The sequence below is a fragment of the Hydrogenophaga sp. genome, from assembly GCF_022844385.1.
Lineage (GTDB): Bacteria > Pseudomonadota > Gammaproteobacteria > Burkholderiales > Burkholderiaceae_C > Hydrogenophaga.
Window position 1 is genome coordinate 15,385 of sequence record NZ_JALHLX010000020.1, and the last position, 26,529, is coordinate 41,913.

The window sequence follows — 26,529 nt, forward strand, 5'->3', positions numbered from 1 at the left end:
CAGCGGTTCATCCGCTGAGCGGCATTGCGGATCTGAATGCGATTCATTATTATTCGCCCAGATTCACGGAGCCGCCACACCATGATTGTTTGCATCTGCCGCCGCATCAGCGACAAGACGATTGCCCAATGCGCCCGCTCGGGCATGGGCTTTGACGACATCCAGCTCGAACTGGGTGTGGCCACGCAATGCGGCCAATGCGAAGGTTGCGCCCGGGCGCTGTGGTCGGAATGTTCGCCCCAGCAGTCGGTGGCGCACATCTCGCGCGACGTGACGACCCAACAGGCCATGAGCGCCTGAGGTCTTTCCTCTGCCCAACAAAAAACCGGCCTGGGCCGGTTTTTTGTTGTGGCTTGCAAGGCCTCAGCCTTTCTTCGCCCCGAAACGGTGTTCGATCTCGCCCACAATGCCGCGGCGGAACATGAGCACACACACCACAAAGGTGAAGCCCATGATGATGGACACCATGGAGCCCAGACCGGAGAGGTAGTTCTGCATGGTCACGATGATGGCCGCGCCCACGGAGGGGCCAAGGATGGTGCCCATGCCGCCGAGCAGCGTCATCAACACCACCTCACCCGACATCTGCCAGCCCACGTCGGTGAGTGTGGCGATGCCGAAGGCGATCGACTTGGTGGCTCCAGCGAGGCCGGCGATGGTGCCGGAGAGCACAAAGGCGACCAGCTTGTAGCGGTCGACGTTGTAGCCCAGCGAAAGCGCGCGGGGTTCGTTCTCACGCACCGACTTGAGCACCTGGCCGAACGGCGAATGGATGATGCGGTAGATGAGCGCAAACGCGGCGACGAAGATGGCCGCCACGAAGTAGTACATCACCGTGTCGTTGCCCAGATCGATCAGGCCGAACAGCTTGCCGCGCGGAATGCTCTGGATGCCGTCTTCAGCAAAGGTGAACGGCGCCTGCACACAGATGAAATAGATCATCTGCGCCAGCGCCAGCGTGACCATGGCGAAGTAGATGCCCTGGCGGCGCACCGCCAGCCAGCCGGTGACCAGACCGATGAAGGCCGCGCTCAGCGTGCCCGCCAGAATTGCCAGTTCGGGCGTGAGGCCCCAGACCTTGGCCGCGTGGCCGGCCACGTAGGCCGCGAAACCGAAGAACATGGCGTGGCCGAACGAAAGCAGGCCGGTGAACCCGATCAGCAGGTTGAACGCGGAGGCGAACAGCGCGAAGCACAGCACCTTCATCAGGAAGATGGGGTAGCCCACGAAGGGGGCGACCAGCAGTGCCAGGAACAGCACCAGATAAACGTTGCGGGTGGCTTTGGACATTATTTCTCCCGGCCGAACAGACCTGCCGGACGGATCATCAGAACGATGACCATGATGATGAAGACCACGGTCGAGGAGAGCTCTGCGTAGAACACCTTGGTGAGGCCTTCGATGAGACCGAGCGCCAGACCGGTGAGGATGGAGCCCAGGATGGAGCCCATGCCGCCGATCACGACCACGGCGAACACCACGATGATGATGTTGGAGCCCATCAGCGGGCTCACCTGGTAGATGGGCGCGGCCATCACCCCGGCCAGACCGGCCAGGCCGACACCGAACGCGTAGGTGAGTGTCACCATCAGCGGCACGTTGATGCCGAAGGCGCGCACCATGTTGGGGTTCTCGGTGCCGGCGCGCAAATAGGCGCCGAGCTTGGTCTTCTCGATCACGTACCAGGTGAACAGACACAGGAAGATGGAGACGAACACCACCCAGGCGCGGTACTTGGGCAGATACATGAAGCCCAGGTCGAACACGCCACGGAAGATCTCGGGCAGCTCGTAGGGCTGGCCGGACGAACCGTAGAACTCGCGGAAGGCACCTTCGAACACCAGCGCCAGACCGAAGGTGAGCAGCAGGCCGTAGAGGTGGTCGAGTTGCTGCAGGCGGCGCAGCATGGTCATCTCGATCAGCGCGCCGATGGCGCCCACCCCGATGGGTGCGAGCAACAGGGCGAACCAGTAGTTCACACCCGCGTAATTGAGCAGCATCCACGCAAAGAAGGCGCCCACCATGTAGAGGGCACCGTGCGCGAAGTTGACGATGTTGAGCATGCCGAAGATCACGGCCAGGCCCAGCGAGAGAATCGCGTAAAACGAGCCGTTGACCAGCCCCAGCATGAGTTGCCCCATGAAGGCTGCGGTCGGCACACCAAATATTTCAGTCATTGCAGTCCGGGGAAAAGGGGCGGGCCGTGAATCACGGCCCGCCCGGTCGGCTCAGTTCAACTCAGTCCAGATTCACTTCTTCACGCCGGGGCACTGGCTCTGGGCGATCGGCAGGAAGGCGTCCGTGCCTTTGACGGTGCCCTTGAGGTTGTAGTAGTCCCATGCGCCCTTCGACTCCGACGGCTTCTTCACCTGGAACAGGTACATGTCGTGCACCATGCGGCCGTCTTCGCGGATCACGCCGCCCTTGGCGAACATGTCGTTGATCGGCGTGGCCTTCATCTTGGCCATCACCGCCGCGGTGTCATCGGTGCCGGCGGCTTTCACAGCATTGAGGTAGTGCATGGTCGAGGAATAGACCGACGCATGGTTGGAGTTCGGCTTGCGGCCGTTCATGACCTTGCTGTACTTGTCGGCCCAGGCGCGGGTCTCGGGGTTCAGATCCCAGTACCAGGCTTCGGTGAGGTACAGGCCTTGCGCCGTGGGCAGGCCGATGGCGTGCACGTCGGTGATCAGCATCAGCAGCGCGGCCAGGCTCTGCTTCTTGGTCAGACCGAACTCGGCCGCGGCCTTGATGCTGCTCACGGTGTCGCCACCGGCGTTGGCCAGGCCCACCACCTTGGCGCCGGAGGTCTGCGCCTGCAGCAGGAAGGACGAGAAATCACCGGTGGACAGCGGGTGGCGCACGGCGCCCATCACCTTGCCGCCGGCGGCCTTCACCACGTCGCTGGTGTCTTTCTCCAGCGAGTGGCCGAACGCGTAGTCGGCGGTCAGGAAATACCAGCTGTCACCACCGTCCTTCACGATGGCCTTGCCCACCACGTTGGACAGGGCGATGGTGTCCATCAGGTAGTGAATGCCGGTGGCGGGCGCGCAGTCGGCGTTGGTCAGGCGGGCCGAAGCGGCGCCGGTGGTGATGGTGATCTTGTTCTTTTCCTTGCCGAGCGCCTGCACGGCCAGGGCCACGGCGGAGTTCAGGTTTTCCACCGAGATGTCCACGCCGTCGCGGTCGAACCAGCCCTGGGCCACGTTCTTGGCGATGTCGGGCTTGTTCTGGTGGTCGGCGCTGATCACCTCGATCGGCTTGCCGAACATGGTGCCGCCAAAGTCGGCCACGGCCATGCGGGCTGCGGCCACGGCGCCGGGGCCACCGTAGTCGGCGTAGAGGCCCGACATGTCGGTGAGCACGCCGATCTTCACCGCATCACCGGTGAGCTTGCCCTGCTGGGCCATGGCGAGCGATGCACCGCCGGCCAGCACGGTGGCAATGGCGGTGGTCACGGCGGTCGAAATCAGTTTGTGTTTCATGGTGGAAGTCTCCTCTTGGTGGAAGGGCGTCAGACGCCCAGATACTCATTGAGCATGTCGGACTTGCTCTCGAGCTCGTTCTTGTTGACCGTGGCCACGATCTGGCCGTGCTCGATCACGTAGTGGCGGTCGGCCAGCGGCGCGGCAAACCGGAAGTTCTGTTCAACCATGACGATGGTCAGCCCCTTGGCCTTGAGCGCACGGATCACGCGCCCCAGCGTCTGCACGATCACCGGCGCGAGGCCTTCGGTGATTTCGTCGAGCAACAGGATGCGTGCGCCCGAGCGCAGGATGCGCGCCATCGCCAGCATCTGCTGCTCACCGCCCGAGAGCCGCGTGCCCTGGCTGTGGCGGCGTTCCTTGAGGTTGGGAAACATCTCGTAGATGGCTTCCACGCTCATGCCGCCCTCGCCCACCTTGGGCGGCAGCATGAGGTTTTCCTCGCAGCTCAAGGTCGAAAAAATTCCGCGCTCTTCGGGGCAGTAGCCCAGGCCGAGACGGGCGATTTTGTTGGTCGGCATCTGGATGGTTTCCACGCCGTCGATCTGGATCGAGCCGGTGCGTTTGCCCACCAGGCCGAGGATGGACTTGACGGTGGTGGTGCGGCCCGCGCCGTTGCGCCCCAGCAGCGTGACCAGTTCACCTTCGCGGATCTCGAAGTTGATGCCGTGCAGCACATGCGATTCGCCGTACCAGGTGTGCAGGTCGGCGACCTTCAGCAGGACTTTGCTCATTTGGAAACCTCCGTGCTGCGCACTGCGGTGCGAGCTGGCTTGGGGCGGCCCGGCGCGGCGCTCATTCGATCTCCTCGACGGTGCCCACATAGGCTTCGAGCACGCGCGGATCTTTCGAGACCGTCTCGTACGGTCCTTCGGCCAGCACCGAGCCGCGCGCCAGCACCGTGATGGTGTCGGAGAGGTTGGCGATCACGTTCATGTTGTGCTCCACCATGAGCACGGTGCGGTTGGCCGCCACCTTGCGGATGAGTTCCACCACACGGCCCACGTCCTCGTGGCCCATACCCTGTGTGGGTTCGTCCAGCAGCATCAGTTCGGGGTCGAGCGCCAGCGTGGTGGCAATCTCCAGCGCGCGCTTGCGGCCGTAGGGCAGTTCAACGGTTTGTGTCTGCGCAAAGCTGCCCAGATCGACCTGCTCCAGCAGCGCCATGGCTTCGTCGTTGAGCGCGAACAGGCTGGACTCGGGCTTCCAGAAATGGTAGCTGGTGCCCAGCTTGCGCTGCAGACCGATGCGCACGTTTTCCAGCACGGTGAGGTGGGGAAACACCGCCGAGATCTGGAACGAGCGCACCATGCCCCTGCGCGCCACCTCGGCCGCCTTGCGGCTGGTGATGTCTTCACCCTTGTAGAAGATCTGGCCCGAGCTCGCAGGCAGGAACTTGGTCAGCAGGTTGAACATCGTCGTCTTGCCGGCGCCGTTGGGGCCGATCAGCGCGTGGATGGAGCCGCGCCTGACCTTGAGGTTGACCTTGTCAACCGCGACGAAACCCTTGAACTCGCGGGTCAGGTCCCGCGTTTCGAGAATGTATTCGGTGCTCATGAATGTCGATCTCCATCAAAAAACCCGCGGGCTGGGGGCTGGCGGGCCTGCTGGAAATCCGTGCTCCTGTGTCTTGCGTCGAAGGTGCCCTGCAGCACCCTTCCGCGTCTGTTTGCGTTGGCTCATTGTTAGCGAACTAACGAATTTCGCAACCTAGGGAATCCACCCCCTGTTGAGTCGCTTTCACGACAGCACACCCACACACCGGCGTGGGTGCGCATGGCCATCAGTTCACGCGTCCGATCTGTTTCACCACCTTGAGCATGGTGCTGGCGTCGTCCTTCACGAAACGGTCAAACTCGGGCGCGTCCTGGAACTGGAACGAGGTGCCGGCGGTGGTCATGACCTGGATGGTGCGTTCATCACGCGTGGCAGCGCGGGCGGCTTCGCGCAGCTTGGTCACCACGTCGGGCGGTGTGCCGGCCGGCACGAAGATGCCCGACCACTGCGAATAGCTGATCGGCACACCGAGTTCCTTGAAACTCGGCACGTCGGGCAGCAAGGCCAGGCGGCCTTCTCCCCAATGCGCCAGCGCCCGCATCTTGCCGGCCTTGATCTGGCCGGCCACGCTGGCCGGGCCGCTGGCCACGGCATCGATCTGCCCGCTGAGCAGACCCAGCAAGGCCGGGCCGGCGCCGGTGTAGGGCACGTGCAGCATGAAGGTGGACGTGGCCGACTTGAGCTGCTCCATCGGCACGTGCATGGTGCCGTAGTTGCCCGACGAACCGAAGGTGATGCGGCTGGGGTTGGCCCTGGCGTGGGCAATGAAATCGGCGTAGGTTTTCCAGGGGCTGTCGGCCCGCACCACCAGCACGGTCGGGTCGGCCGTGATGCGGGCGATCGGCAGCAGCTGGTTCAGCTCGAACATGGGCGCGCGGTTCAGGATCTTGTCGGCCTCGGGCAGCACCACCACCGACGACAACGCCATCAACATGGTGTAGCCGTCGGGCGCGGCCTTGGCCACTTGCGCCATGCCGATGCCACCACCCGCGCCACCCCGGTTCACCACCACCACGGTCTGGTTGAGGTGCTTGCCCATGGCCTCGGCCACCGGCCGGCCCACGGTGTCGGCCACGCCTCCGGGCGGGAACGGCACCACCATGGTGATGGGCTTGCTGGGATAGGCGTCTTGCGCCAGCGCAGCCACGGCGGCGGTAGCGGCCACGGCGGCCAGGCACAGGCTTCTGAGTTGTCGGTTCATGCGGTGGGTCTCCAGTTGTTTTGAGGGATTCAGACGAAGGCGTTCTGCAGGGTGCCGATGCCGTCGATCTCGATGCGCACCACGTCCCCCTTTTTCAGGAACACCGGTGGCTTCAGGCCCAGGCCCACACCGGCGGGTGTGCCGGTGGCGATCACGTCGCCGGGGTAAAGCGTGATGCCGCGCGAGATGGTTTCGATCAGCGTGGGGATGTCGAAGATCAGGTCTTCGGTGCGGCCATCCTGGCGCAGGCTGTCGTTGACCCAGCAGCGCACGCGCGTGTGCTGGCCGTCCAGCTCGTCGGCGGTGACGATCCACGGACCCATGGGACAGAAGGTGTCGAAGCTCTTGCCCATGTCCCACTGCTGGTGGCGCATCTGCACGTCGCGCGCGGTCACGTCGTTGACGATGGTGTAGCCGAACACGTGCTTCATCGCGTCTTCGCGCGTGATGTTCTTGCCACCCGTGCCGATGATCACAGCCAGCTCGGCTTCGTAGTCGATCTGTTCCGACACCGCCGCACCGGGCAACACCACATCGTCGCCGTTGGCGATCACACACTCGGGCACCTTGGTGAACACGATGGGCCAGGTGGCCGGGTTGGCGTTGTTGTCCTTGAACACCGAGGTCTGCAGCTCTTTAGCGTGTTCGTGGTAATTGCGACCCACGCACCACAGGTTGCGCCGGGGCAAGGGGAGCGGCGCCTCCAGGCGCACGGCGCTGAGGGGAATGGCCGCACCCGCCAGCGGCGGCAATGCCTCCCCCCGGGCGGCGGCCTCGATCAATGGGAGCGCTCCCTGGGCCGCCGCGCCGCTGATGCCGAACACGGTCACGCTCAGACCGTCGGCCGACACCTGGCCAACCCGCCGCTGACCTTCATGAACAAACGTAGCGATGCGCACACAGACTCCTTGAATAAATACCAATAAGTACCAATACATACCAGAATGGACCGATGTTAGACCAGACTCAGGCATGGCCACAGCGGGTTTTTACCGATGCGCATGGGCTCACTGCCCGATGGCGAAAATTGGTCTGCTTTGGTATATTTGGCGCCACCATGACCATCTCCACCTCGCTGCGCGAAACCATCCTGACCCAGCTGCGGGAAGGGCACTGGAAAAGCGGTGACCGCCTGCCCACCGAGCGCGAGCTGGCAGAGGGCTACCGCGTGAGCCGCACCACCGTGCGCCGGGCGCTCGCCGATTTGAAGCAGCAAGGCCTGATCGAGCAGACCGTGGGCAGCGGCACCTTTGTGGCGCAGCAGGCCAGCTCCAGCCTGGACCGCCAGATCCGTCAGGACTCCGCGCAGCACACCAGCCCGGCCGAGCTGATGGAAGCGCGCCTGGCGCTGGAGCCGGCCATCATCGACCTGGTGGTGCGCAACGCCACCGCCGCCGATTTCGCCCGCATGCTCGCCTGCTGCAGCAACGCCGAGAAAGCCGCCAGTCTGGAAGAGTTCGAGCACTGGGACGGCGAACTGCACGAAGCCATTGCCGACGCTGCGCACAACAGCTTTGTCTCCAGCGTGTTCAAGCTCATGAAACAGGTGCGCGCCCAGGGCGACTGGGGCCAGTTGAAAAAGAAGAGCGTCACGCCCGAGCGCCGTCTGGCCTACCAGCGCGAACACCGCCAGTTGGTGGACGCCCTGCGTGACCGGGACGCGGCACGCGCCAAGGCCGGCACGCTGGACCACCTGCTGCACGTGCGACACAACCTGCTCGGGCACTGAACGCCCGGGCTGGCGCAGGTGTAACGTCGCACCATGCCAGCCAACTACGCCCGCTACCTCATCGGCACCCAGCGCACCGCCGAGTCCAACCGCGAACTCGGCTTTGTGCTGGCCTTTGTGGCGGGTGCCATCAACGCCGGTGGTTTCCTCGCGGTGCAGCAGTACACCTCGCACGTCACCGGCATGGTGTCCTCGCTGGCCGACAACCTGGCGCTGGGCCAGCTCGGTCTGGTGGTCGACGCGGCCGTGGGCGTGCTCTCGTTCCTGCTCGGGGCCATGTGCTGCGCCATCATGGTGAACTTCGCGCGGCGCCGGCAACTCTCCAGCGAATACGCCCTGCCCCTGCTGCTGGAGGCCGCGCTCATCCTGTGCTTCGGCCTGCTGGGTGCGCAGCTGTCCACGTTCGAAGGTCTGTTGATCCCCTTCACCGTGGTGCTGTTGTGTTTCATCATGGGCCTGCAGAACGCCATCGCCACCAAGCTGTCCAGCGCGGTGATCCGCACCACCCACATGACGGGCATCGTGACCGACCTGGGCATCGAGCTGGGCAAGCTCGTGTACTGGAACGGCAAGGGCGACCACCCGCTGAAGGTGCGCGCCGACCGCAAACGCATGGCAGTGCTGGGCGGGCTGCTGGCGGCCTTCACCGTCGGCGGCGTGGCCGGTGCCTACGGTTTCAAGCAGGTGGGCTACGGCTTCACCGTGCCGCTGGCGCTGCTGCTGGCCGTGCTGGCGCTGGTGCCTGCGGTGGACGATCTGCTGCGCCCCCGAAAAGCCGGCGACTGACAAGGTTTTGCAACACGGGTCCAATCGGCGTCATGAAATACCTGCACACCATGGTCCGCGTGACCGACCTCGAAGCTTCCCTGAAGTTTTACCGCGACGCCCTCGGCCTGGAGGTCGTTCGCATCCGCGAGGTGCCCCAAGGCCGCTTCACGCTGGCCTTTCTGGCCGCCCCCGGCGACCACAGCGCGCAGATCGAACTCACGCACAACTGGGACCCCGAGAGCTACACCGGCGGACGCAACTTCGGCCACCTGGCCTATCTGGTGGACGACATCTACGCCACTTGCGAACGCCTGCAGGCCCACGGCGTGGCCATCCTGCGCCCACCGCGCGACGGCCACATGGCTTTTGTGCGTTCGCCCGACAACATCTCCATCGAGCTGCTGCAAAAAGGTGATGCCCTGCCCCCGGCCCAGCCCTGGGTGGACATGGCGAACAGCGGGAGTTGGTGAGGGCCGGCGCCAGTCCCACACTGGCCCAGCACAAGCCCTGCGCACTCAGCCCGGCGTGCGCCGCTGCCAGCTCAATTGGGGCAAGGCGATGCGGCACCTGGACGAACCGTTCCAGGCGACTTCAAGGCCCTCTTGCCGCAGCGCCTCGCAGACCAACTGCCCCGCGGCGACATGCTCCGTCTCCTTCGCTTCGCTGCGGCCAAGGTGGCCGAAGGCCAGCAACAGGCCCTCGTCGTCCAGGGCGTGGTCAATGTCCTGGCTCACGTAGAAGCAATAGCCGTGGTACCGGTCTTCCGGCACACCATCGGCACTCAGCGCTTCGATGACGGCTTCAAAGCCGTCATCCTGGGTATCACCCGTGCAATGCAGGGCGCAGATGCCCTGCTCGTGCAGGCGGGCAAAGGCGCGGTCGAGCTTGTCGCAATCGGTGGTCTCTGACCACGTGGCTTCGGTGCTTCGCTTTTTCGCAATGGTCGATGCAGCGAAGGCCTTGACCGCTGGGACGTCGAAGCCGTCGCCAGCGGCAACACCTTCGTCGATCAGCGCATCGATCTCGTCGGCCGGGTGGAAGCCATACCAGATCCAGTTTTCAACCTGCGCCGCCATGTCGTCGGTGGCCTCATCGGCTGCGCGGTGGGGGTTTTCGTCGATCGGGTGGTGTTGGGCGTCGGTCATGGTGCGGCGGTGTCGGGTTGGGCTGTCGATGCTAGCCACGCCCCTCCTATCGCACCAGCAGCCGTTGCCGTTCGCCAACGGCTACTGCCCCTGCGGTATTGCGTCCGCTTCAGTGCTCGCGCAGCTTCGAACGCAACCGCGCAATCGACTGGCTGTGCAGCTGGCAGATGCGCGATTCGGTCACGCCCAGCACCGCGGCAATTTCCTTCAGGTTCATGTCGTGCTCGTAGTACATCGACATGATCTGCTGCTCGCGCTCGGGCAGCACGTTGATGGCGGCCACCAGCGCGGTGCGCATGCGGTGGTCCTGCAGTTTGGCTGACGGGTCGGCTTCGCTGTCGCCCATGTGGCGGTCCAGAAAACCGTCGTCGTCGTCGTTGCCGCCGCTGATGTCTTCCAGGTACACCAGCTGGGTGCCGCGCACCTTGGCCAGCAGGTGCTGGTAGTCGGCCAGTTCCATGCCCAGCTCGGCGGCAATTTCGGACTCCTTGGGCACGCGTTGCAGCTTCTGCTGCAAGCGGCTCACGGCCTGTTCAATGTCTTTCTGGCTTTTGCGCGAACCGCGCGACATCCAGTCGCCTTCGCGCAGCTCGTCGATCATCGCGCCGCGGATGCGCTGGCTGGCGAAGGTCTCGAACTGCACGCCCTGCGTGGGCTCGAAGCGCGCGATGGCTTCGGTCAACCCGATCATGCCGACCTGGATCAGGTCGTCGAGTTCCACGCTGGGGGGCAGCTTGGCGATCATGTGGTGGGCCAGCCGGCGCACCAGCGGGCTGTATTTGCGCAGCTGGTCGTCGCGGTTGAGCGTGCCTTTGGCGGTGTACATCTTCAGCTCCAGAGGGGTTTCGTCGGGGCCACGCGGGCCAGGCCCTGATACCCATGCAGGCCGGCGTCGGCCATGGGGGTGATGGCGCTGACCTGGGCACGCTGGCCCCAGGTGTGGGCGGGCCAGCTCTCCAGCTTCAGGCCCAGGTGTTTGGCCGCGCAGTCGGTGACCGAGGCCACGAGCGGCTGCAGCGCTTGTGCACCGCCCGAGGCCAGCGGTGCCAGCACGGGCGCAAGGCCCGCGGCGTGCAGCAGCTTGACGGCGCCGTAGGCATCGATGCTGGCCTGCGGCTGGTCGATCACCGGCACCATGGCACGGGCGTTCAGACCAGGCAGCAGACTGGCCAGCCCGAAGGCGGGCGCGAACAGCAACACGATCACGCCCGGGGCGAACGGTGCCAGCAAGCGCGAAAGCGCCACCGATGCGCCCGCCACCTGCGCGGTTTCCTGCAAGGCCTGCAGGCCACGCGCGCCGGGCATCACCAGCCAGTCGGCCATGTCGTTGGGGTGTTCGAGGTGCCCGATGGAGGGGTCTTGCAGCGCGCGCAACAAGCCCAGGTGGCTGCCGCTCTCGCGCTGGAAGCTGGTGGACTCGTTGGCCGTGCCGTCCACGATGACGACCGAGCGCCCCTGGTTGGCCAGGCAGCCGGCCAGCATGTAGAGCCACTCGTGGCCGCGTGCGGGCTGGGCCGGGCTCGCCACCGGCAGCAGCGCAGGCCCGCCGCTGCGGCTCTCGCCGCGCAGACCGGCGGCCTGGTCAAAGCCGTGTTCAAACATGCGAAGCCCCCAGATTCACGCCGCGTGCGTTGGTCGGTGCGAAGTAGAAGCCCATGTCGGTGGCGACCGGGTCGTAGGCCGATTTGCCGGCGGTACCCATGGACATGCGCACCAGGGTCGAGGCGTCGGGGTTCTGCCAGTCCTCGGGCACGCGCTGGCCGTTGGCCACGCCGCGCAGCGTCACCTGGTGGCGGATCAGTGCGTCCAGCGCCGGGCCGAGCTTCACGGCCTCGTCCACCTTGGAAAGCACCACGCCGTGCAGCGTGCTGGCCTTGAACGAGGTCAGGGTCTCGTCCAGCGTGTCGCCGTGCGAGCCGGCGTTGAGCACCAGGGTCTTCTTGACCTTGGGCATGTCCAGCACGTCGAGCATGTCCTGGATGCGCTGGTCGCGCTGGCCGAGGCCGGCGGTGTCGATGATCACCAGGCGCTTGCCCGAAAGCAGGTTGAGCAGGTCTTTCAGCGCAGCGCGGTCGTGCGCCAGGTGGGCCACCACACCGAGCATGCGGCCGTAGGCGCGCAGCTGTTCGTAGCCCGAGACGCGGTAGGTGTCGAGCGTGATCATCCCCACGCTCGCAGCGCCGTACTGTTTGACGCACTGCGCGGCGAGCTTGGCGGCGGTGGTGGTCTTGCCCACACCGGTGGCGCCGATCAGCGAGACCACGCCGCCTTCGTCGCACAGGCCGGCGGTGGGCGAGCTCACCTTGAGGTTGCGGGTGATCACGTCCATGAGCCAGCGGAAGGCCTCGGGTGCACCAGCGTCCACCGGCACGCGGTCCAGCACGGCGCGGGCCATGGCGGGCGAGTAGCCGGCGCGGATCATTTTGAGCATGAGGTTGGACTGGATCGGGTTCTGCTTGGACGAACCGAGCCAGGCCAAGGTGTTGAAGCGCTCTTCGATCATGTCCTTGAGGGCGGAGAGTTCCACCGCCATGCGGGTGTCTTCGTTGCTCGCAAAGCGCACCGACGGCTGCGAGTCTTCCCAGGTGGGCTCTCCTTCGCGGGTGCGGATGGCGGGCTGACCCAGGCGGCTGCCGAAGGTGGCCTGCGCGGGCTGGTTGAAACGCTGTACCGGCACCACGATGGGCTCGGCAGCGGGCACCGGGGTGGGCGCAACCTGGACCGGCGCGGCGCGGCGAGGGGGCGGCGCCACGGCTTCTTCGGGCGCGGCGTCCTGCAGCGACTCGCGGCGCTTGCGCAGCATGCGTTCGCGCACGTATTCCTGGAACGACAGCGTGCTCATGGCCAGGGCTTCGGTGTCGCCTTCCACCGACTCGGGCTGGGCCTGCGTGGCCGTGGCCTTGGCGCGGGCAGCGAATGTGGTGGACGCTGCGGCAGGGCGGGTGGCGATCGGCGCCGGTGCGGCGTTGCTGTTGTTGGACAGGGGCGCCAGGCTTTCCTCGGCCGCGGCCATCACCTCAAAACCTTCGCTGGTGGAGCGGGTCGAAAGGATGACGGCGCTGTCACCAAAGGCCATGCGGGCCTTGGCCATGGCTTCGCGGGAGGTGGGGGCGGTAAAGCGCTGGATGTTCATGCGAGTTCTCCAAGAATCGGGCCGATGCGGATCAGGTGGGTTTCAGGAATTTCGCTGTGCGCCAGCACTTGCAGGCGCGGCGCGGCGCGGCGCAACAGGCGCGCCATGGCATTGCGGATGGCGTCGGGCACCAGCAGGCAGGCGGGCACGCCCTTCTCTTCCTGCTTGTTGGCGATGTCGGTGGCCGATTTGCTCAGCATGTCGGCCACGCCGGGGTCGAGTGCGCCGTTGGCCGAACCGCTGAGGGCCTGCATCAGCAGACGCTCGAGGCCGGGCTCGATGGCGATCACTTCGAGCTCTTTCACCGGGCCGTAGATCTGCTGCACGATGGCCGGGGCGAGCGCCATGCGCACACGGCGGGCCAGCTCTTGCGGGTCGGTGGTGGCGGTGGCGTGTTCGGCGATCGCTTCGATGATGGTGCGGATGTCGCGCACGTGCACCGACTCTTCCAGCAGCAGCTGCAGCACTTTCTGGAACGAAGCGACAGAGATCATCTTGGGCACGACTTCTTCGATCAATTTGGGGGCCAGCTTGGTGACGTGTTCAACCAGGTCCTGGGTCTCCGTCCGGCTCAGCAACTTGGCTGCCTGGACTTGCATCAAGTGTGAAAGATGCGTGGCCAGCACAGTCTCGGAATCAACCACGGTAAAACCGGCCATCTGCGCGTTTTCACGTTGCTTTTCTTCGATCCAGTGCGCGGGCAGGCCAAACGCCGGGTCGGTGGTCGGGGTGCCGATCAACGGGGTGCCCAGGCCACCGGGGTCGATGGCGAGGAACATGCCGGGGAACACCTCGCCCTCGCCCACCACCACACCACGCAGGGTGATGCGGTAGGCGCTGGGGCGCAGCTCCAGGTTGTCGCGCACGTGCACCGCGGGCGGCAGGAAACCCACCTCTTGTGCAAACTTCTTGCGCACACCCTTGATGCGGGTGAGCAGATCGCCCTGGCGGGTCTTGTCGACCATGGCGATCAGGCGGTAGCCCAGTTCGAGGCCGAGCAGGTCCACCGGCTGCAGGTCGTCCCATGTGGCTTCGCCGTCGCTCGGCGCGGCTGGCGCTTCGGGCTCGGCCACGGGGCGCGCGTCCACCCGGGTGCGCCACCAGGCGAGCGCGCCGAAGATCGCTGCAAAGCTCAGGAACACCGTGTGCGGCATGCCAGGCACGATGCCCAACAGGAACATGACCGCGGCCACGATGCCCATGACCTTGGCGGAGATGAACATCTGCTGCATCACCTGGCCACCGAGGTCTTCGTCCTTGCCCACGCGGGAGACCACCATGGCTGCGGCCACCGAGATCAGCAGCGACGGAATCTGCGCCACCAGCGCATCACCCACCGCCAGCAGCACATAGGTATCAGCCGCTTCACCCGCAGACAGTCCATGCTGCATCACCCCGATGGCGAAGCCACCCACGATGTTGATGATCAGGATCAGGATGCCGGCGATGGCGTCGCCCCGCACGAACTTGGACGCACCGTCCATGGAGCCGAAGAACTCGGCCTCGTCGCCCACTTCCTGGCGCCTCTTCTTGGCCTGTTTCTCGTCGATCAGGCCGGCGTTCAGGTCGGCGTCGATCGCCATCTGTTTGCCGGGCATGGCGTCCAGCGTGAAGCGGGCCGACACCTCGGCAATGCGCTCCGAGCCCTTGGTGATCACGATGAAGTTGATCACCACCAGGATCACGAACACGATGAAACCGACCACGAAGTTGCCACCGATCAAGAAGTGGCCAAAGGCCTCGATCACCGCGCCGGCCGCACCCGGGCCCGTGTGACCTTCGAGCAGCACCACACGGGTGGAGGCCACGTTGAGCGACAAACGCAGCAGCGTGGTGAGCAGCAGCACGGTGGGGAACACCGAGAAGTCCAGTGGGCGCCGCATGTAAGACGCCACCATCATCACCACCAGCGCGAGTGCGATGTTGAGCGTGAAGAAGGTGTCGAGCAACCAGGGCGGCAGCGGCAGCACCATCATCGACAGGATGGTGATCACCAGCATGGGCGCGGCCAGGCCACCGGCCCAGGCCGCGTTGCGGTTCATCCATTGCTGCAAGGGCGCGAGGGCGTTCATTCAGAGTCCTTGGTGGCGGATTTCTTGAAGTGCGGATCGAGTTCGGGCGGCACCACGGGGGTGGGCATCTCGCCGGGCATGACGCCCTGCCCCTTGAGCGCGGCCTTGAGCTGGTAAACGTAGGCGAGCACCTGGGCCACGGCGGTGTAGAGGGCCGAGGGCACTTCGCCGTCGAGCTCGGCATGGGCGTAAAGCGCACGCGCCAACATGGGCGACTGCAGCACCGGCACCTTGTGCGCCTTGGCCACGTCGCGGATCTTCATGGCGATGAGATCGGCGCCCTTGGCCACCACGCGCGGCGCGTTCATCGAGGTTTCGTCGTAGCGAATGGCCACGGCGTAGTGGGTGGGGTTCATCACCACCAGGTCGGCCTTGGGCACGGCACCCACGCTGTTGCGCTGCGCCATCTCGCGCTGGCGCGCCCGGCGCTGGGCCTTCACATGCGGGTCGCCTTCGGCTTCCTTGTGCTCCTGCTTCACCTCCTGGTGCGACATCTTGAGCCGCTCGCCGTGCAGGAACTTCTGCATCGGCACATCGATGAGTGCGAAGAAGCCCACCACCAGCAGCAGCAGGCCCACGCCGGTGACGGTCCAGGTGGCGAGTTGCCCGATGCCGGATTCCAGCGGCTGCATGACCAGGGTGGCGAACAGTTCGGCGTGTGCACTGATGAACTGCCAGGCCACCACGAACACCACCACGGTGACACCGAAGAGCTTGGCGGTGTCGACCAGCTGTTGTTTGGAGAACAGCCGACCAATGCCCTTGAGCGGGTTCAGCCGGCCGAGGTCGGGCACGAGGGGTTTGCTGCTGAGCGCGTATCCACCAGCGGCCACGGTGGCGGCAATGGCTGCGGCGAGCACGAGCACGCCCAGCGGCAGATACATCAGGAGACCTTGCGAGAAGCCGTCCACCAGACGTTGCAGCATCTGGCCGGGCTGCTGCAGCGATGCGTTGTCAAAGCGCAGCTGGCTTTGCAGTGCGGTGCGCAGTTTTTCGAAGCCGGTGGGTGCGAGCGCGAGCAAGATCAACGAACCGCCACCCAGCACCATGAGGTTGGACAGGTCCTTGGAATGCGGCACCTGACCGTCCGTGCGCGCCTTTTTCAGGCGTTGCGCGGTGGCGGGCAGGGTCTTGTCTTGGCTGGAGGAATCCATCGCAATGAGCTCATCGAAGTGATGAACCCATTCTGCGAGGCGGGCCGCAAAACTAAAGGCCAATAAAGCGGGGAGGAACCCCGCTTATCGAAACAGTTAAAAGCCCAGAGAGGCCAGCAGGTCGTCCACCTGCTGCTGGTCATTCACCACATCGGTGCGGCCTTCGCCGTCCACCACCGGACCGGCCAGTTCGTAGGCCTGGTCCTGGCCGGGCTGTCCCGACGGGGCCGACTGCAACAGCAGGCTGAGCAACTGCTCTTCGATCGTGCCGGCGAGCTGCACCACGCGGGCAATCACCTGGCCGGTGAGGTCGTGGAAATCCTGCGCCATCATGATGTCGGTCAGGCGCGCATCGGTCTGTTCGCTGGTCTTGATGATGTCGTTCGTCCACTCCATCAGCTCGGGCATGGCCTTGGCCAAGGCCGGCACGCGGGAAATGGTGTCGGCCAGCTGGCGGCCGCGCTCGGCGATCAGGCCTTGCTCGGTCTTGCCGAGTTCAACGTGGTTGAGCACCTTGTCGGCCGCTTCGCCGGTGAGGCGGGCGATGTAGGACAGGCGGCTTTGTGCGTCGGGCAACTGGTCGACCGTGCCCTTGAGCTTGTCGGTGTAGCCGAGCTCTTTCAGGGCGTCGTGCAACTGCCGCGTGATCGAGCCCAGCTTCTGGAACATCTGCGGAGCACCGGGGTTCGCTGCTTCATCGTGGTTCATGGCAGCGGTCCTTTAAATGCCGAGCTTCTTGAAGATGTTGGCCAGCTTGTCTTCCAGCGTCGCCTTGGTGAAAGGCTTGACGATGTAGCCGGCCGCGCCGCTCTGGGCTGCCAGCACGATGTCTTCCTTGCGGGCTTCGGCCGTGACCATGAGCACCGGCAGGTGCTTGAGCTTCTCGTCCTTCTTGATCTCGGCGAGCAGCTCGAATCCGTTCATGTTGGGCATGTTGATGTCGGACACCACGAAGTTGAACACCCCGTTGCGCAGCTTGGCCAGCGCGATGGCGCCGTCTTCGGCCTCGTCCGCGTCGGCGTGACCGATCTCCTTGAGCAGGTTGCGCACGATGCGGCGCATGGTGGAGAAGTCGTCAACGATCAGGAATTTCATCGGGGTGGACATGCGAGCCTCCGAGGGCAGATGGGAAGGTGGGGTGGAGACAGCGGCTTCTCAGCCACCGTTCCCTGTGGTTGTTTTCGTCACTTCGGCGGGAATCTGAAGTGCGGGCACGATCGATGTTTCAACATCCGTCGTGGCTGCGTCGGGCGTTGGTACGGGCAGCGACGTGGGCGCCATGCGGTCTTCGGCGGCCTGCGTCATCACCACGATGCTGATGCGCCGGTTGATCGGGTCGGTAGGGGCTTCGGGGCGCAGCAAACGGCTGGAGGCCAGGCCTTCCACGCGGCGCAACTTGTCATCGGGCAGACCGCCCGAGATCAGCTCGCGGCGCGAGGCGTTGGCCCGGTCGGCGGAGAGTTCCCAGTTGCTGTAGCCGCGCTCGCCGCTGCCGTAGGGCGTGGCGTCGGTGTGTCCAGCCAGGGCAATGCGGTTCTCCACATCACCCAACGCCTTGCCGATCTCGCGCAGGATGTCGCGCATGTAGGGCTTCACCAGCGAGCTGCCGGTGTCGAACATCGGGCGGTTTTGCTGATCCATGATCTGGATGTGCAGACCGTCGGTGGTTTTCTCCAGCTGGATCTGCGAGCCGTACTCGGACAACAGGGGATTGCTCTTGATGATCTCGGCGATTTTTTGTTCCAGCGCGTCCAGCCGTGCGGCCTCCTGGCGGGCCTTGGCTTCCTGCGCCATCTGTGCGCCCATGACCTTGGCGGCGCGCTCCTTGTCGCCGCTGTCCATCTGACCAAACGACTTGCTCAGGTCGCGCCCGCCGCCGGGCAGGATGCTGCTGCTGTTGCCGGTGCCCGGCCCACCCATGAGCGAGACCTTGACCGGCGACGCAAAGTAGCTCGCAATGCCGTCGAGCTCACCCTTGGCGGTGGAGCCCAGCAGCCACATGAGCAGAAAGAAAGCCATCATGGCCGTCACAAAGTCGGCATAGGCGATCTTCCACGCACCACCGTGAGCGGCGTGGCCGCTCTTCTTGATGCGCTTGATGATGATCGGTTGCAGTTTTTTGCCGTCAGCCATGCTGTGCTTTCCGCTGGGTTACTTCTTGCCTTTGACGTGGGCTTCGAGTTCGTTGAACGTCGGACGCACATCAGACAGCAGCACCTTGCGACCGAACTCGATGGCCGTGGCGGGTGCGTAGCCCTGCATGCTGGCCAGCAGCGTGGTCTTGATGCACTGGAATTCCTTGCTGCTCTCTTCCATCTTCTGGTCCATCAGGCCACCCAGCGGCTCGAACACGCCGTAGGCCAGCAAGATGCCCAGGAAAGTGCCCACCAGGGCGGTGGCGATCATGCCGCCAAGAATGGCGGGCGGCTGGCCCACCGAGCCCATGGTGTTGATCACACCCAGCACAGCAGCCACGATGCCGAAGGCCGGCAGGCCACCGGCCAGGCGGCCGATGGCGGCCACCGGTGCGTGGGCTTCCTGGTGGTGGGTTTCGATTTCGCTGTCCATCAGCGACTCGATCTCGTGCGCGTTGAGGTTGCCCGAGACCATCATGCGCAGGTAGTCGGTGATGAACTCGACCACGTGGTGGTCGGCGGCGATGGTGGGGTACTTCTTGAACACAGCCGATTCGTGCGGGTTCTCCACGTCCTGCTCGATGGCCATCAGGCCTTCCTTGCGCGCCTTCTGCAACAGGTCGTATTGCAGCGCCATGAGCTCCATGTAGCGCGCCTTGGTGTAGCGGCTGCCCTTGAAACAACCCCCAATCCCCTTGAGAGAAGCCTTCACCACCTTCATCTGGTTGTTGATGAGGAATGCGCCGATGGCTGCGCCCAGGATGGCCGTCATCTCGTACGGCAATGCCTTGAGCAGGATGTTGATGTTTCCGCCGTGCAGAAGAAACACCCCGAAGATGCAGAGCATCGAAAAAACAAAACCAACGATGACGAACATGTGTGTGGGCCTGAAAGAGGACGCAACACCGGGGTGGCGCGTGACTTTGGGGGGATGCCTTTTCTATCGACCAACTCTAGGTGCGATTGAAGGGACCCATAAACGCGAAATGGACCCGCATCGGGGTCCATTTCAAGTTTTGGGAAAGCTGTGATCAGTGCAAGCGGAGTCCACCTGAAGCGGCGCCTTTGCCGGCACGCGCCGGTGGCTGGCACAGGCCGCACACAAAGTGGCGGTTTTCATAGGGCTCGGTCACGAAGTTGCCACCGCAGCAGGTGCACTTGGTCAGCGTCAACATGCCGTTGTCCACAAACTTCACCAGGCGCCAGGCGCGGGTGACGGAGAGGATGGGCTCGATCGCGCTGGCCGTCATCTGGTCGTTGTACAGACGGAATGCCTTGATCACCGTGTCGATCTCTTCGAGTTCGCTGGTCTTGCTCAGGTACTCGTGGATGTTGAGGAACAGCGACGCGTGAATGTTGGGCTGCCACGTGAGGAACCAGTCGGTGGAGAAAGGCAACTGGCCTTTCGACGGGCTCTTGCCCGCCACTTCCTTGTACAGGCGCAGCAGACGCTCGTACGACAGGGAAGTTTCGTACTCCAGCACCTGCAGGCGCGCACCGAGCTGGATCAGGGCCACCGCACGTTCGATGTCGCGGGACTCGTTGAGGATGCTTTTGCCGACGGCCATGGTGTGCTCCTGGAGCGAGAGAGAAGAGAGATCTGTAACCGTGAGGTTCAGTGAGCGGCCATGGACTCGGCGAACTTGCCGGCCATCAAGATGCTGGCGTGCAGCTGCGTGGTGGTGGCGTTGTCCACCTTCTTCACGTTGTGGCTGGTCAGCAGGTTCCACACCAGGTCGTCGTCCACACGGAAGCGGCACAGCAGCATGTTGCTCGATGCGATCTTCAGCAGCTGCGCGGTGGACAGCATGCCCAGCAGGTCGGCGGCTTCTTCGGTCAGGCCGAGGCGGAACAGCGCTTCTGCACGGTCCTTGCGGATCAGGTTCTGAGCCAGCATCAGGTAGGTCAGGTTGGCTTCGCGGATTTCTGCCAGGAGTTGTTCGCTGTCCATGATGTGTTCCTTCGGTGTGGGGGTCTGGGTTGCTGGCGACTTGCTTACAACTCCTGACCCGATGTGTGTAATTGTGTCGAGCGGTAAACAAACTTGAATCGGTAAACGGCTGTACCGCGTGTCAGGTGTGCAGCACCTGCGTGTCATCCAAATTCCTACATCGTTGGTTCTCAAAACGGTCCTGCCTGTGCGGGCGCTGATCCGACCGTGAACAGCAAAGGAAGGAACAAGTGGCAAACGCTCCTTCTTTTCCGACGCTCGGTTTGCACCAAACCCTCAAGAATTCACAGCTATCACCGAAATCAACTCAACGAACTGCAAATGGGTTCGTCGTCCGGCCAGTGAAGGCGGCGAGTTTTGACGGTGGAGACCCGAAGGGGTCGACCAGCCATCGGTATCCAGCACACCCCCTGCAGAGCAGGACGCTGGCACCGGTCACGCGGGATCACTTTCAAAGTCCATTTACAGGAGTTAGTTATGACCACCATCAACACGAACACGATGTCGATGAACGCTCAGCGCAATCTGAGCACCTCGGCCGCCTCGTTGGCCACGTCCATGCAGCGCCTGTCTTCGGGCCTGCGCGTGAACAGCGCCAAAGACGATGCCGCCGGCCTCGCCATTTCCGAACGCATGAACACCCAGGTGCGGGGCCTGAACGTGGCCGCGCGCAACGCCAACGACGGCATCTCGCTGGCGCAAACCGCTGAAGGCGCGCTGGGCAAGGTCGGCGACATGCTGCAGCGCATGCGTGAGCTGGCCGTGCAGTCGGCCAACGCCTCGAACAACAGCAGCGACCGCAGCGCGCTGAACGCTGAAGTGCAGCAACTGCGCCAGGAAATCGACCGCGTGGCCAAGACCACCAGCTTCAACGGCACCAAGCTGCTCGACGGTTCGTTCGCCAACGCCACCTTCCAGGTCGGTGCCAACGCCGGTGAAGGCATCTCCATCGACAGCATCGTGAACTCGGACTCCGCATCGCTGGGTCAGACCGCGGTGCACGCCACACCCGCGATCATTCCGCCCGCCACGCCGGTGGCCCCTGCCGTGCTGCCCGCCATTCCTGCCGGCGGTGCCACGCCGCTGAGCATTGACGACGCTGGCGGCAACCCGATCAACCTCGGCCCTATCGGCGAAGCCACCACGCTCGCGCAACGCGCTGGCCAGGTGGTAGATGCGATCAACGCCAAGTCCACCGACACCGGCGTGTTTGCCCGACCCGTCTATACGGCAGGCGCAGTGACGGGCTATGAAGTTTTCTCCGACCGCGCCATCGTGGCCGCCGATTTCGGCAACTTCGCCGCGGGTACCACAGGTGCCGGCGTCAACACCGCCGCCGCAGCCGACTCGTTCGTTGAAGACATCAACGTCACGTCGTTCGGCGACTCCCAGCTCGCGCTGAAGGTGATCGACAACGCCATCAATGCCGTGAACAGCTCGCGCGCCGATCTCGGTGCACTGCAGAGCCGGTTCGAGAACGCCGTGGCCAACATCCAGATCACCGGCGAGAACATTTCTGCTGCGCGCGGCCGGATCATCGACGCCGATTTCGCCAAGGAAACCTCCAACCTCTCGCGCGCCCAGATCCTGCAGCAGGCCGGCACCGCCATGGTGGCGCAGGCCAACCAGGTGCCACAGGGGGTGCTCTCACTGCTGCGCTCCTGATCGAGCGCGCACATCCGCATGCGCCGTGTCTTCACACGCGGCCATTGCGGGATGCACAGACCGCATGCGGCTCGCGTGTGGTGCGTACATCCCGGACAGGAAAGACCATGACACATCGCTCGCCCATCCACACGCTGCCGCGCACCGACGGCGGAGAGATCTGACATGCCCATCACTTCCACGGGTCTCGCCAGCGGCGTCGACATCCAGAGCATCGTCTCGCAGTTGGTGGCGCTCGAACGCGCACCGCTGGCGCCCTTGCAGACGCAGGCCAACAAATTCCAGAGCAAGATTTCTGTCTTCGGCACCCTGAGCTCGATGATGAATTCACTGGGCGAACTGGGTACCAAACTCGCCGATCCCAACGCCTTCAAAGCCGTCAAAGGCAGTTCGTCAGCCAGCGACGCAGTGGGCATTACCGTGGCCACCGGCACCGCGCCCACGGCGATGGCGGTCGAAGTTCAGCAGTTGGCCAAGGCACAGTCCACGGCCACGCTGGCGGTGCCGAAAGACACCGCCATGGGCGAAGGCAGCCTCAAGATCACGCTGGGCGACTGGAGCACGGGCACGTTTGCCGCGGGCAGCGCACCTGCCGTGGACATCGGAATAGGCCCCGGCGAGGACACCCTCACCCAGATCGCAGCCAAGATCAATGCGGCCGACGCCGGCGTCACCGCCACCGTGCTGCGCGATGCCTCGGGCGAGCGTTTGCTCATGCGCTCCAAGGACACCGGCGAAGCCCTGGGCTTCGAGATGCAGGCCACCGACAGCGACGGCGTCGACAACACCGGTCTCTCGCGCCTGGCGGTGCAAGGCGGCGTCGCATCGGGCGTGCAGATCACGCACGGCGCCAACGCCATGGCCACCATCAACGGCATCGACATCGAGTCCGCCAGCAACACTTACAAAGACGGTCTGCCCGGCATCACGCTGCAGTTCTCCAAAGTCACCACCGGGCCGGTGGAGATTGCCGTGAGCAACGACAAGGACGCGATGACCAAAACCATCCAATCGTTTGTGGATTCGTACAACGCCATCAACGACATGCTCACCAGCACCACTGGCTACAACCCCGACACCAAGGTGGCCGGATCGCTGCAGGGCGACAGCTCGGCCGTGGGCCTGCAAAACGCCCTGCGCGGCATGATGCGCTCGGCAACACCCGGCGGCGCATTCACCACGCTGGCCGACATCGGCATCGAAATCAAGTCGGGCGGCAAGATGAGCATCAACAGCGCCAAGCTGAGCACGGCGCTGGACAACCCGGTTGGCGTACAAAATCTCTTCAATGCCGACCACACCGATCCCACGGCACAAGGTTTCGGCGAAAAACTCAAGACCTTCGCGGACGGTTTTTCAGGCGCCAGCGGCACACTGACCACCCGCACCGAATCGATGCGCGCGGCCATCACCCGCAACACACGAGAACAAGACAACGTCATCGCACGCGCGGCCCGGGCCGAGGCGCGCTACCTCAGGCAATACAACGCCATGGACGCGATGGTGGGCCAGTTCAACTCACTCAACTCGTTCGTGACGCAGCAAATTGCCCAATGGAACAAGGCGTCTTCGTAAACAGGACGACGCTGCATCCCATCAGCCCTGGCGCTCTGCGACCAGGGCTTTTTTTCGTGTATGGGCCATTGGCGTGGCCGGGTGGGGTTGAAGTCCTCAAGTAATCGGAGAAGGCACCGAAATAGAAGACAACGAACTTCTCCATGGGTTCGTGGCCCGGGCAACCGGGCAGTTAGCCCAACCACCTCAACAGGAGTTAGTTATGACCACCATCAACACCAACGTCATGTCCATGACCGCCCAGCGCAACCTGGGCACCACCTCCAGCTCGCTGGCCACCTCCATGCAGCGCCTGTCTTCGGGCCTGCGCGTCAACAGCGCCAAAGACGACGCCGCTGGCCTCGCCATCTCCGAGCGCATGAACGCCCAAGTGCGTGGCTTGAACGTGGCCGCCCGCAACGCCAACGACGGCATCTCGCTGGCGCAGACCGCTGAAGGCGCACTCGGCAAGGTCGGCGACATGCTGCAGCGCATGCGCGAACTGGCCGTGCAGTCGGCCAACGCCTCGAACAACACCAGCGACCGCACCGCCCTGCAGGCCGAAGTGACCCAGCTGCGTTCGGAAATCGACCGCGTTGCAAAAACGACCTCGTTCAACGGCACCAAGCTGCTCGACGGCTCGTTCGCCAACGCCACCTTCCAGGTCGGCGCCAACGCCGGTGAAGGCATCGCCATCGATTCGATCGTCAGCGCCAAATCCACCGCCCTGGGTCAACTGAGCGCCACCGAGCATTTTGTGGCGACGGTCGCAGCGCCCACGTTGGCGACCATGCCGGCCGATGGCGCCGCGATTCCTGCCGGCACGACCGGCTGGACCATTGCGGACGCGGCTGGCAACGCCGTTGCCCTGGGTGGCATCGGTGCCGCCACCACCGCCGCACAGCGCACCACGCAAGTGGTGGACGCGATCAACGCCAAATCCAGCGAGACCGGCGTCTTTGCCCGCGAAGCGTCTGGTGGTGGCTACGAAGTCTTTTCCAGTCGCGACCTGGTCGCCGCCAACTTCGGCGCCGCCTTCACCGCCACCACCACCGGTGATCCTGGCGACACCGCGCCTCCCGGCACGCTGGCCACCCTCTCCGGCATCAACGTCAACAGCTTCGGCGATGCCCAGCTGTCGCTGCAGGTGATCGACAAGGCCATCAACGCCATCAACAGCTCGCGCGCCGACCTCGGCGCCCTGCAGAGCCGTTTCGAGAACGCCGTGGCCAACATCCAGATCACCGGCGAGAACATCTCCGCAGCCCGGGGCCGAATCGTGGACGCCGACTTCGCCAAGGAAACCTCCAACCTGTCGCGCGCCCAGATCCTGCAGCAGGCCGGCACCGCCATGGTGGCCCAGGCCAACCAGGCACAACAGGGCGTCTTGTCCCTGCTGCGCTGATCGCGCACGCTCAAGGTATCGCCCCCGGGGCGGTTGCGCGGTAACCCCGTGCAACCGCCCTTTTCCATGATGAGCAGGCCAACACCCACCGTCTGCGCCAGGTGCGTTTCCCCCGCTGCCTTCAGTGCACACAAGCACAGTTCGTTAAAGGATGTAAAGCGTGCACTAACCCCTCCAAATGCTGCCGCTCATGCCTACAGTCCGCCCGCCCGCTGTCGATACAGATAGGTATCAGCTTTCAGGAAACCAAGCCATGTTCACCTCTGTCAACACCCGCGCAGCTTCCACCTACAAACGTGTGTCCGTCGACACCGGCGTGCAGACAGCCGACCCGCACCAGCTGGTCAGCCTGCTGTTTGACGCGTTGATCCAGAGCCTGAACCTGGCGCGCGGCGCCATGGAACGCAACGATGTGGCCAGCAAGGGCGCCGCCATCGGCAAGGCCATCCGGATCGTGGAAGAAGGCCTCAAGGCCGGCTTGAACCTGCAAGACGGCGGTGAACTCGCCGGCAACCTCAAGGGTCTGTACGAGTACAGCGTGCAGCGCCTCACCCTGGCCAACCTGCGCAACGACGTGGCGCCGATCGAAGAGGTGCTGAACCTCATTGAACCGCTGGCGGATTCCTGGAAACAGATCCGACCTGGCGCCCTGCAGGGAGCCTGACATGGAGCACAGTTTGTTGGACTACTACAAAGCCATTGAACGCACGAGCAGCCAGATGCTCGATGCGGCAAAGACGGAGAACTGGGACCAGGTGGTGCGCCTTGAAGGCGCCTGCGCGGTGCTGATTGCGCAACTGCGCTACAAGGCCAAAACCGATGCACTGGCACCGGAAGAGCGCAAGGAAAAGACGAAGATCATGCAGCGCATCCTGCGCACCGACGCAGAGATCCGCAACCTGGCCGAGCCCTGGTTGAACGATCTCTCACAACTCATCGACCGCAACCAACCGCAGCCGATGCACTGAACACAGGGGCTCAGACCCCCATGTTCATGATGTCTGTGTAGGCCTGGACCATGCGGTTGCGCACATGAAGGGTTGCCTGAAAGCCGACCTGCGACTTCTGCATCGCCAGCATGGTTTCTTCCAGGCTCACCTTGGGGTTGCCCAGTTGCACCTGGGTCTGCAGGCGCGACGCTTCGTTCTGCGCACTGCTCACACTCTTGAGGGCGTCCTTGAAGCTGGCGGCCATGCCACCTTCGGCACCGCCCACGCCACCGGGGCGCTTGAGCTGGGTTTGACCGATGCCCGTGAGGGCCTGGCTGGTCAGGGGGGAGATGCGCATGTCCATGGCGGAATCCTTCGACAAAAGTTGACGCCTTGATGCTAGGCGGCGGGCACGACCGACGCGGCGGGAATAGGGGCACAAAGCACGGCCTTTTCATGGATATGGCGCCGGGGGTGGGGCCGAATAATCGGTTGCAACGGGATGTAGCTTGTCCCGAAACCGACCGTCTACCCGAGCCCTGCACCCATGAGCACCACCCTGGCACCGATAGAACTCCAGCCCGCGAGCCGCAGCGCTTTCGGCGAAGGCCTCTCGCGCATGGACCAGGCCCAGAAGATCAAGCTG

General features: G+C 64.3%; 29 protein-coding genes. 9 read left to right on the top strand and 20 right to left on the bottom strand.

Annotated features, from left to right (window positions below; translation table 11 throughout):
• The first annotated feature begins 81 nt into the window (after positions 1 to 81).
• Complete coding sequence (locus Q0C59_RS06275) at positions 82 to 300, top strand: bacterioferritin-associated ferredoxin (protein WP_291213194.1); 219 nt, start codon at positions 82 to 84, stop codon at positions 298 to 300.
• Positions 301 to 363: 63 nt separating this feature from the next.
• Here Q0C59_RS06275 and Q0C59_RS06280 read toward each other — a convergent pair whose 3' ends face one another.
• From Q0C59_RS06280 to Q0C59_RS06310, 7 genes are all read right to left on the bottom strand, one after another.
• On the bottom strand, positions 364 to 1,290 hold the full coding sequence (locus Q0C59_RS06280; RefSeq protein WP_291213196.1) for a branched-chain amino acid ABC transporter permease: 927 nt from the start codon (positions 1,288 to 1,290) through the stop codon (positions 364 to 366).
• Positions 1,290 to 2,177 (bottom strand): branched-chain amino acid ABC transporter permease, encoded by an 888-nt coding sequence (locus Q0C59_RS06285; protein ID WP_291213199.1) that lies wholly within the window; start codon positions 2,175 to 2,177, stop codon positions 1,290 to 1,292. The genes Q0C59_RS06280 and Q0C59_RS06285 overlap by 1 nt, the downstream gene beginning before the upstream one ends.
• 72 nt (positions 2,178 to 2,249) lie before the next feature.
• Positions 2,250 to 3,485: an ABC transporter substrate-binding protein gene (locus tag Q0C59_RS06290; RefSeq protein ID WP_291213202.1), complete on the bottom strand. Its 1,236-nt coding sequence runs from the start codon at positions 3,483 to 3,485 to the stop codon at positions 2,250 to 2,252.
• Between the two features lie 29 nt (positions 3,486 to 3,514).
• Entirely contained in the window at positions 3,515 to 4,219 is a 705-nt protein-coding gene (locus Q0C59_RS06295) for an ABC transporter ATP-binding protein (RefSeq protein ID WP_291213204.1), read from the bottom strand.
• A 61-nt stretch (positions 4,220 to 4,280) separates the two neighbouring features.
• Positions 4,281 to 5,042, bottom strand: a complete 762-nt coding sequence (locus Q0C59_RS06300) for an ABC transporter ATP-binding protein (protein ID WP_291213207.1) — start codon at positions 5,040 to 5,042, stop codon at positions 4,281 to 4,283.
• A gap of 226 nt (positions 5,043 to 5,268) precedes the next feature.
• A complete protein-coding gene (locus Q0C59_RS06305; protein ID WP_291213210.1) occupies positions 5,269 to 6,243 on the bottom strand; it encodes a tripartite tricarboxylate transporter substrate binding protein in 975 nt (324 codons plus the stop codon).
• Positions 6,244 to 6,272: 29 nt separating this feature from the next.
• Complete coding sequence (locus tag Q0C59_RS06310; RefSeq protein ID WP_291213213.1) at positions 6,273 to 7,142, bottom strand: fumarylacetoacetate hydrolase family protein; 870 nt, start codon at positions 7,140 to 7,142, stop codon at positions 6,273 to 6,275.
• Positions 7,143 to 7,300: 158 nt separating this feature from the next.
• On the opposite strand from Q0C59_RS06310, the gene Q0C59_RS06315 reads away from it, so the two are divergent.
• From Q0C59_RS06315 to Q0C59_RS06325, 3 genes are read left to right on the top strand one after another with little or no spacing between them, the layout of a single operon-like run.
• Positions 7,301 to 7,972, top strand: a complete 672-nt coding sequence (locus Q0C59_RS06315; RefSeq protein ID WP_291213216.1) for a FadR/GntR family transcriptional regulator — start codon at positions 7,301 to 7,303, stop codon at positions 7,970 to 7,972.
• Between the two features lie 33 nt (positions 7,973 to 8,005).
• Positions 8,006 to 8,758: a YoaK family protein gene (locus tag Q0C59_RS06320; protein ID WP_291213218.1), complete on the top strand. Its 753-nt coding sequence runs from the start codon at positions 8,006 to 8,008 to the stop codon at positions 8,756 to 8,758.
• A 32-nt stretch (positions 8,759 to 8,790) separates the two neighbouring features.
• Positions 8,791 to 9,210, top strand: a complete 420-nt coding sequence (locus Q0C59_RS06325; RefSeq protein WP_291213221.1) for a VOC family protein — start codon at positions 8,791 to 8,793, stop codon at positions 9,208 to 9,210.
• 45 nt (positions 9,211 to 9,255) lie between these two features.
• On the opposite strand, the gene Q0C59_RS06330 is transcribed toward Q0C59_RS06325, so the two are convergent.
• The 12 genes from Q0C59_RS06330 to flhD form a co-directional block, all read right to left on the bottom strand.
• A complete protein-coding gene (locus Q0C59_RS06330) occupies positions 9,256 to 9,885 on the bottom strand; it encodes a DUF6891 domain-containing protein (protein WP_291213223.1) in 630 nt (209 codons plus the stop codon).
• Between the two features lie 109 nt (positions 9,886 to 9,994).
• Positions 9,995 to 10,711, bottom strand: coding sequence for an RNA polymerase sigma factor FliA (locus tag Q0C59_RS06335; RefSeq protein WP_291213226.1), 717 nt, complete (start codon positions 10,709 to 10,711; stop codon positions 9,995 to 9,997).
• 2 nt (positions 10,712 to 10,713) lie between these two features.
• Positions 10,714 to 11,487, bottom strand: coding sequence for a hypothetical protein (locus Q0C59_RS06340; protein WP_291213229.1), 774 nt, complete (start codon positions 11,485 to 11,487; stop codon positions 10,714 to 10,716).
• A complete protein-coding gene (gene flhF, locus Q0C59_RS06345; protein ID WP_291213231.1) occupies positions 11,480 to 13,018 on the bottom strand; it encodes a flagellar biosynthesis protein FlhF in 1,539 nt (512 codons plus the stop codon). Before flhF ends, Q0C59_RS06340 begins: the two co-directional genes overlap by 8 nt.
• Entirely contained in the window at positions 13,015 to 15,090 is a 2,076-nt protein-coding gene (flhA, locus tag Q0C59_RS06350; RefSeq protein ID WP_291213234.1) for a flagellar biosynthesis protein FlhA, read from the bottom strand. Before flhA ends, flhF begins: the two co-directional genes overlap by 4 nt.
• Positions 15,087 to 16,244, bottom strand: a complete 1,158-nt coding sequence (locus Q0C59_RS06355; RefSeq protein ID WP_291213237.1) for a flagellar biosynthesis protein FlhB — start codon at positions 16,242 to 16,244, stop codon at positions 15,087 to 15,089. Before Q0C59_RS06355 ends, flhA begins: the two co-directional genes overlap by 4 nt.
• A gap of 96 nt (positions 16,245 to 16,340) precedes the next feature.
• Positions 16,341 to 16,952 carry a protein phosphatase CheZ gene (locus Q0C59_RS06360; protein ID WP_291213240.1) on the bottom strand — a complete coding sequence of 204 codons (612 nt, stop codon included), beginning with the start codon at positions 16,950 to 16,952 and terminating at the stop codon, positions 16,341 to 16,343.
• A 12-nt stretch (positions 16,953 to 16,964) separates the two neighbouring features.
• Entirely contained in the window at positions 16,965 to 17,351 is a 387-nt protein-coding gene (gene cheY / locus Q0C59_RS06365; protein WP_056268580.1) for a chemotaxis response regulator CheY, read from the bottom strand.
• 48 nt (positions 17,352 to 17,399) lie between these two features.
• Positions 17,400 to 18,377: a flagellar motor protein MotB gene (motB, locus tag Q0C59_RS06370; protein WP_291213245.1), complete on the bottom strand. Its 978-nt coding sequence runs from the start codon at positions 18,375 to 18,377 to the stop codon at positions 17,400 to 17,402.
• An 18-nt stretch (positions 18,378 to 18,395) separates the two neighbouring features.
• Positions 18,396 to 19,256 (bottom strand): flagellar motor stator protein MotA, encoded by an 861-nt coding sequence (gene motA, locus Q0C59_RS06375; RefSeq protein WP_291213248.1) that lies wholly within the window; start codon positions 19,254 to 19,256, stop codon positions 18,396 to 18,398.
• Between the two features lie 154 nt (positions 19,257 to 19,410).
• Complete coding sequence (gene flhC / locus Q0C59_RS06380) at positions 19,411 to 19,947, bottom strand: flagellar transcriptional regulator FlhC (protein WP_056268592.1); 537 nt, start codon at positions 19,945 to 19,947, stop codon at positions 19,411 to 19,413.
• A gap of 47 nt (positions 19,948 to 19,994) precedes the next feature.
• Entirely contained in the window at positions 19,995 to 20,330 is a 336-nt protein-coding gene (gene flhD / locus Q0C59_RS06385) for a flagellar transcriptional regulator FlhD (RefSeq protein ID WP_056268595.1), read from the bottom strand.
• A 477-nt stretch (positions 20,331 to 20,807) separates the two neighbouring features.
• Here flhD and Q0C59_RS06390 point away from each other — a divergent pair, with 477 nt between their 5' ends.
• The 5 genes from Q0C59_RS06390 (at position 20,808) to Q0C59_RS06410 (ending at position 25,922) form a co-directional block, all read left to right on the top strand.
• Entirely contained in the window at positions 20,808 to 21,995 is a 1,188-nt protein-coding gene (locus Q0C59_RS06390) for a flagellin (protein ID WP_291213252.1), read from the top strand.
• A gap of 165 nt (positions 21,996 to 22,160) precedes the next feature.
• Positions 22,161 to 23,570, top strand: coding sequence for a flagellar filament capping protein FliD (gene fliD / locus Q0C59_RS06395; protein ID WP_291213255.1), 1,410 nt, complete (start codon positions 22,161 to 22,163; stop codon positions 23,568 to 23,570).
• A gap of 202 nt (positions 23,571 to 23,772) precedes the next feature.
• Entirely contained in the window at positions 23,773 to 24,954 is a 1,182-nt protein-coding gene (locus tag Q0C59_RS06400; RefSeq protein ID WP_291213258.1) for a flagellin, read from the top strand.
• 253 nt (positions 24,955 to 25,207) lie between these two features.
• Positions 25,208 to 25,618 carry a flagellar export chaperone FliS gene (gene fliS, locus Q0C59_RS06405; RefSeq protein WP_291213261.1) on the top strand — a complete coding sequence of 137 codons (411 nt, stop codon included), beginning with the start codon at positions 25,208 to 25,210 and terminating at the stop codon, positions 25,616 to 25,618.
• A 1-nt stretch (position 25,619) separates the two neighbouring features.
• On the top strand, positions 25,620 to 25,922 hold the full coding sequence (locus Q0C59_RS06410) for a flagellar protein FliT (RefSeq protein ID WP_291213264.1): 303 nt from the start codon (positions 25,620 to 25,622) through the stop codon (positions 25,920 to 25,922).
• 10 nt (positions 25,923 to 25,932) lie between these two features.
• On the opposite strand, the gene fliE is transcribed toward Q0C59_RS06410, so the two are convergent.
• A complete protein-coding gene (gene fliE, locus Q0C59_RS06415; protein WP_291213266.1) occupies positions 25,933 to 26,247 on the bottom strand; it encodes a flagellar hook-basal body complex protein FliE in 315 nt (104 codons plus the stop codon).
• Between the last annotated feature and the right edge of the window lie 282 nt (positions 26,248 to 26,529).

What these genes read in the sequence shown, in the direction of transcription:
- Q0C59_RS06300 (WP_291213207.1), bottom strand. Translation starts at nt 5,042, where the DNA reads ATGAGCACCGAATACATTCTCGAAACGCGGGACCTGACCCGCGAGTTC.
- flhD (WP_056268595.1), bottom strand. Translation starts at nt 20,330, where the DNA reads ATGGACAGCGAACAACTCCTGGCAGAAATCCGCGAAGCCAACCTGACC.
- Q0C59_RS06340 (WP_291213229.1), bottom strand. Translation starts at nt 11,487, where the DNA reads ATGTTTGAACACGGCTTTGACCAGGCCGCCGGTCTGCGCGGCGAGAGC.
- motB (WP_291213245.1), bottom strand. Translation starts at nt 18,377, where the DNA reads ATGGCTGACGGCAAAAAACTGCAACCGATCATCATCAAGCGCATCAAG.
- fliE (WP_291213266.1), bottom strand. Translation starts at nt 26,247, where the DNA reads ATGGACATGCGCATCTCCCCCCTGACCAGCCAGGCCCTCACGGGCATC.
- flhF (WP_291213231.1), bottom strand. Translation starts at nt 13,018, where the DNA reads ATGAACATCCAGCGCTTTACCGCCCCCACCTCCCGCGAAGCCATGGCC.
- Q0C59_RS06290 (WP_291213202.1), bottom strand. Translation starts at nt 3,485, where the DNA reads ATGAAACACAAACTGATTTCGACCGCCGTGACCACCGCCATTGCCACC.
- Q0C59_RS06410 (WP_291213264.1), top strand. Translation starts at nt 25,620, where the DNA reads ATGGAGCACAGTTTGTTGGACTACTACAAAGCCATTGAACGCACGAGC.
- Q0C59_RS06305 (WP_291213210.1), bottom strand. Translation starts at nt 6,243, where the DNA reads ATGAACCGACAACTCAGAAGCCTGTGCCTGGCCGCCGTGGCCGCTACC.
- Q0C59_RS06320 (WP_291213218.1), top strand. Translation starts at nt 8,006, where the DNA reads ATGCCAGCCAACTACGCCCGCTACCTCATCGGCACCCAGCGCACCGCC.
- Q0C59_RS06275 (WP_291213194.1), top strand. Translation starts at nt 82, where the DNA reads ATGATTGTTTGCATCTGCCGCCGCATCAGCGACAAGACGATTGCCCAA.
- flhC (WP_056268592.1), bottom strand. Translation starts at nt 19,947, where the DNA reads ATGGCCGTCGGCAAAAGCATCCTCAACGAGTCCCGCGACATCGAACGT.
- Q0C59_RS06400 (WP_291213258.1), top strand. Translation starts at nt 23,773, where the DNA reads ATGACCACCATCAACACCAACGTCATGTCCATGACCGCCCAGCGCAAC.
- Q0C59_RS06360 (WP_291213240.1), bottom strand. Translation starts at nt 16,952, where the DNA reads ATGAACCACGATGAAGCAGCGAACCCCGGTGCTCCGCAGATGTTCCAG.
- flhA (WP_291213234.1), bottom strand. Translation starts at nt 15,090, where the DNA reads ATGAACGCCCTCGCGCCCTTGCAGCAATGGATGAACCGCAACGCGGCC.
- fliD (WP_291213255.1), top strand. Translation starts at nt 22,161, where the DNA reads ATGCCCATCACTTCCACGGGTCTCGCCAGCGGCGTCGACATCCAGAGC.
- Q0C59_RS06390 (WP_291213252.1), top strand. Translation starts at nt 20,808, where the DNA reads ATGACCACCATCAACACGAACACGATGTCGATGAACGCTCAGCGCAAT.
- Q0C59_RS06315 (WP_291213216.1), top strand. Translation starts at nt 7,301, where the DNA reads ATGACCATCTCCACCTCGCTGCGCGAAACCATCCTGACCCAGCTGCGG.
- Q0C59_RS06285 (WP_291213199.1), bottom strand. Translation starts at nt 2,177, where the DNA reads ATGACTGAAATATTTGGTGTGCCGACCGCAGCCTTCATGGGGCAACTC.
- Q0C59_RS06295 (WP_291213204.1), bottom strand. Translation starts at nt 4,219, where the DNA reads ATGAGCAAAGTCCTGCTGAAGGTCGCCGACCTGCACACCTGGTACGGC.
- Q0C59_RS06325 (WP_291213221.1), top strand. Translation starts at nt 8,791, where the DNA reads ATGAAATACCTGCACACCATGGTCCGCGTGACCGACCTCGAAGCTTCC.
- fliS (WP_291213261.1), top strand. Translation starts at nt 25,208, where the DNA reads ATGTTCACCTCTGTCAACACCCGCGCAGCTTCCACCTACAAACGTGTG.
- Q0C59_RS06335 (WP_291213226.1), bottom strand. Translation starts at nt 10,711, where the DNA reads ATGTACACCGCCAAAGGCACGCTCAACCGCGACGACCAGCTGCGCAAA.
- Q0C59_RS06280 (WP_291213196.1), bottom strand. Translation starts at nt 1,290, where the DNA reads ATGTCCAAAGCCACCCGCAACGTTTATCTGGTGCTGTTCCTGGCACTG.
- motA (WP_291213248.1), bottom strand. Translation starts at nt 19,256, where the DNA reads ATGTTCGTCATCGTTGGTTTTGTTTTTTCGATGCTCTGCATCTTCGGG.
- Q0C59_RS06355 (WP_291213237.1), bottom strand. Translation starts at nt 16,244, where the DNA reads ATGGATTCCTCCAGCCAAGACAAGACCCTGCCCGCCACCGCGCAACGC.
- cheY (WP_056268580.1), bottom strand. Translation starts at nt 17,351, where the DNA reads ATGTCCACCCCGATGAAATTCCTGATCGTTGACGACTTCTCCACCATG.
- Q0C59_RS06330 (WP_291213223.1), bottom strand. Translation starts at nt 9,885, where the DNA reads ATGACCGACGCCCAACACCACCCGATCGACGAAAACCCCCACCGCGCA.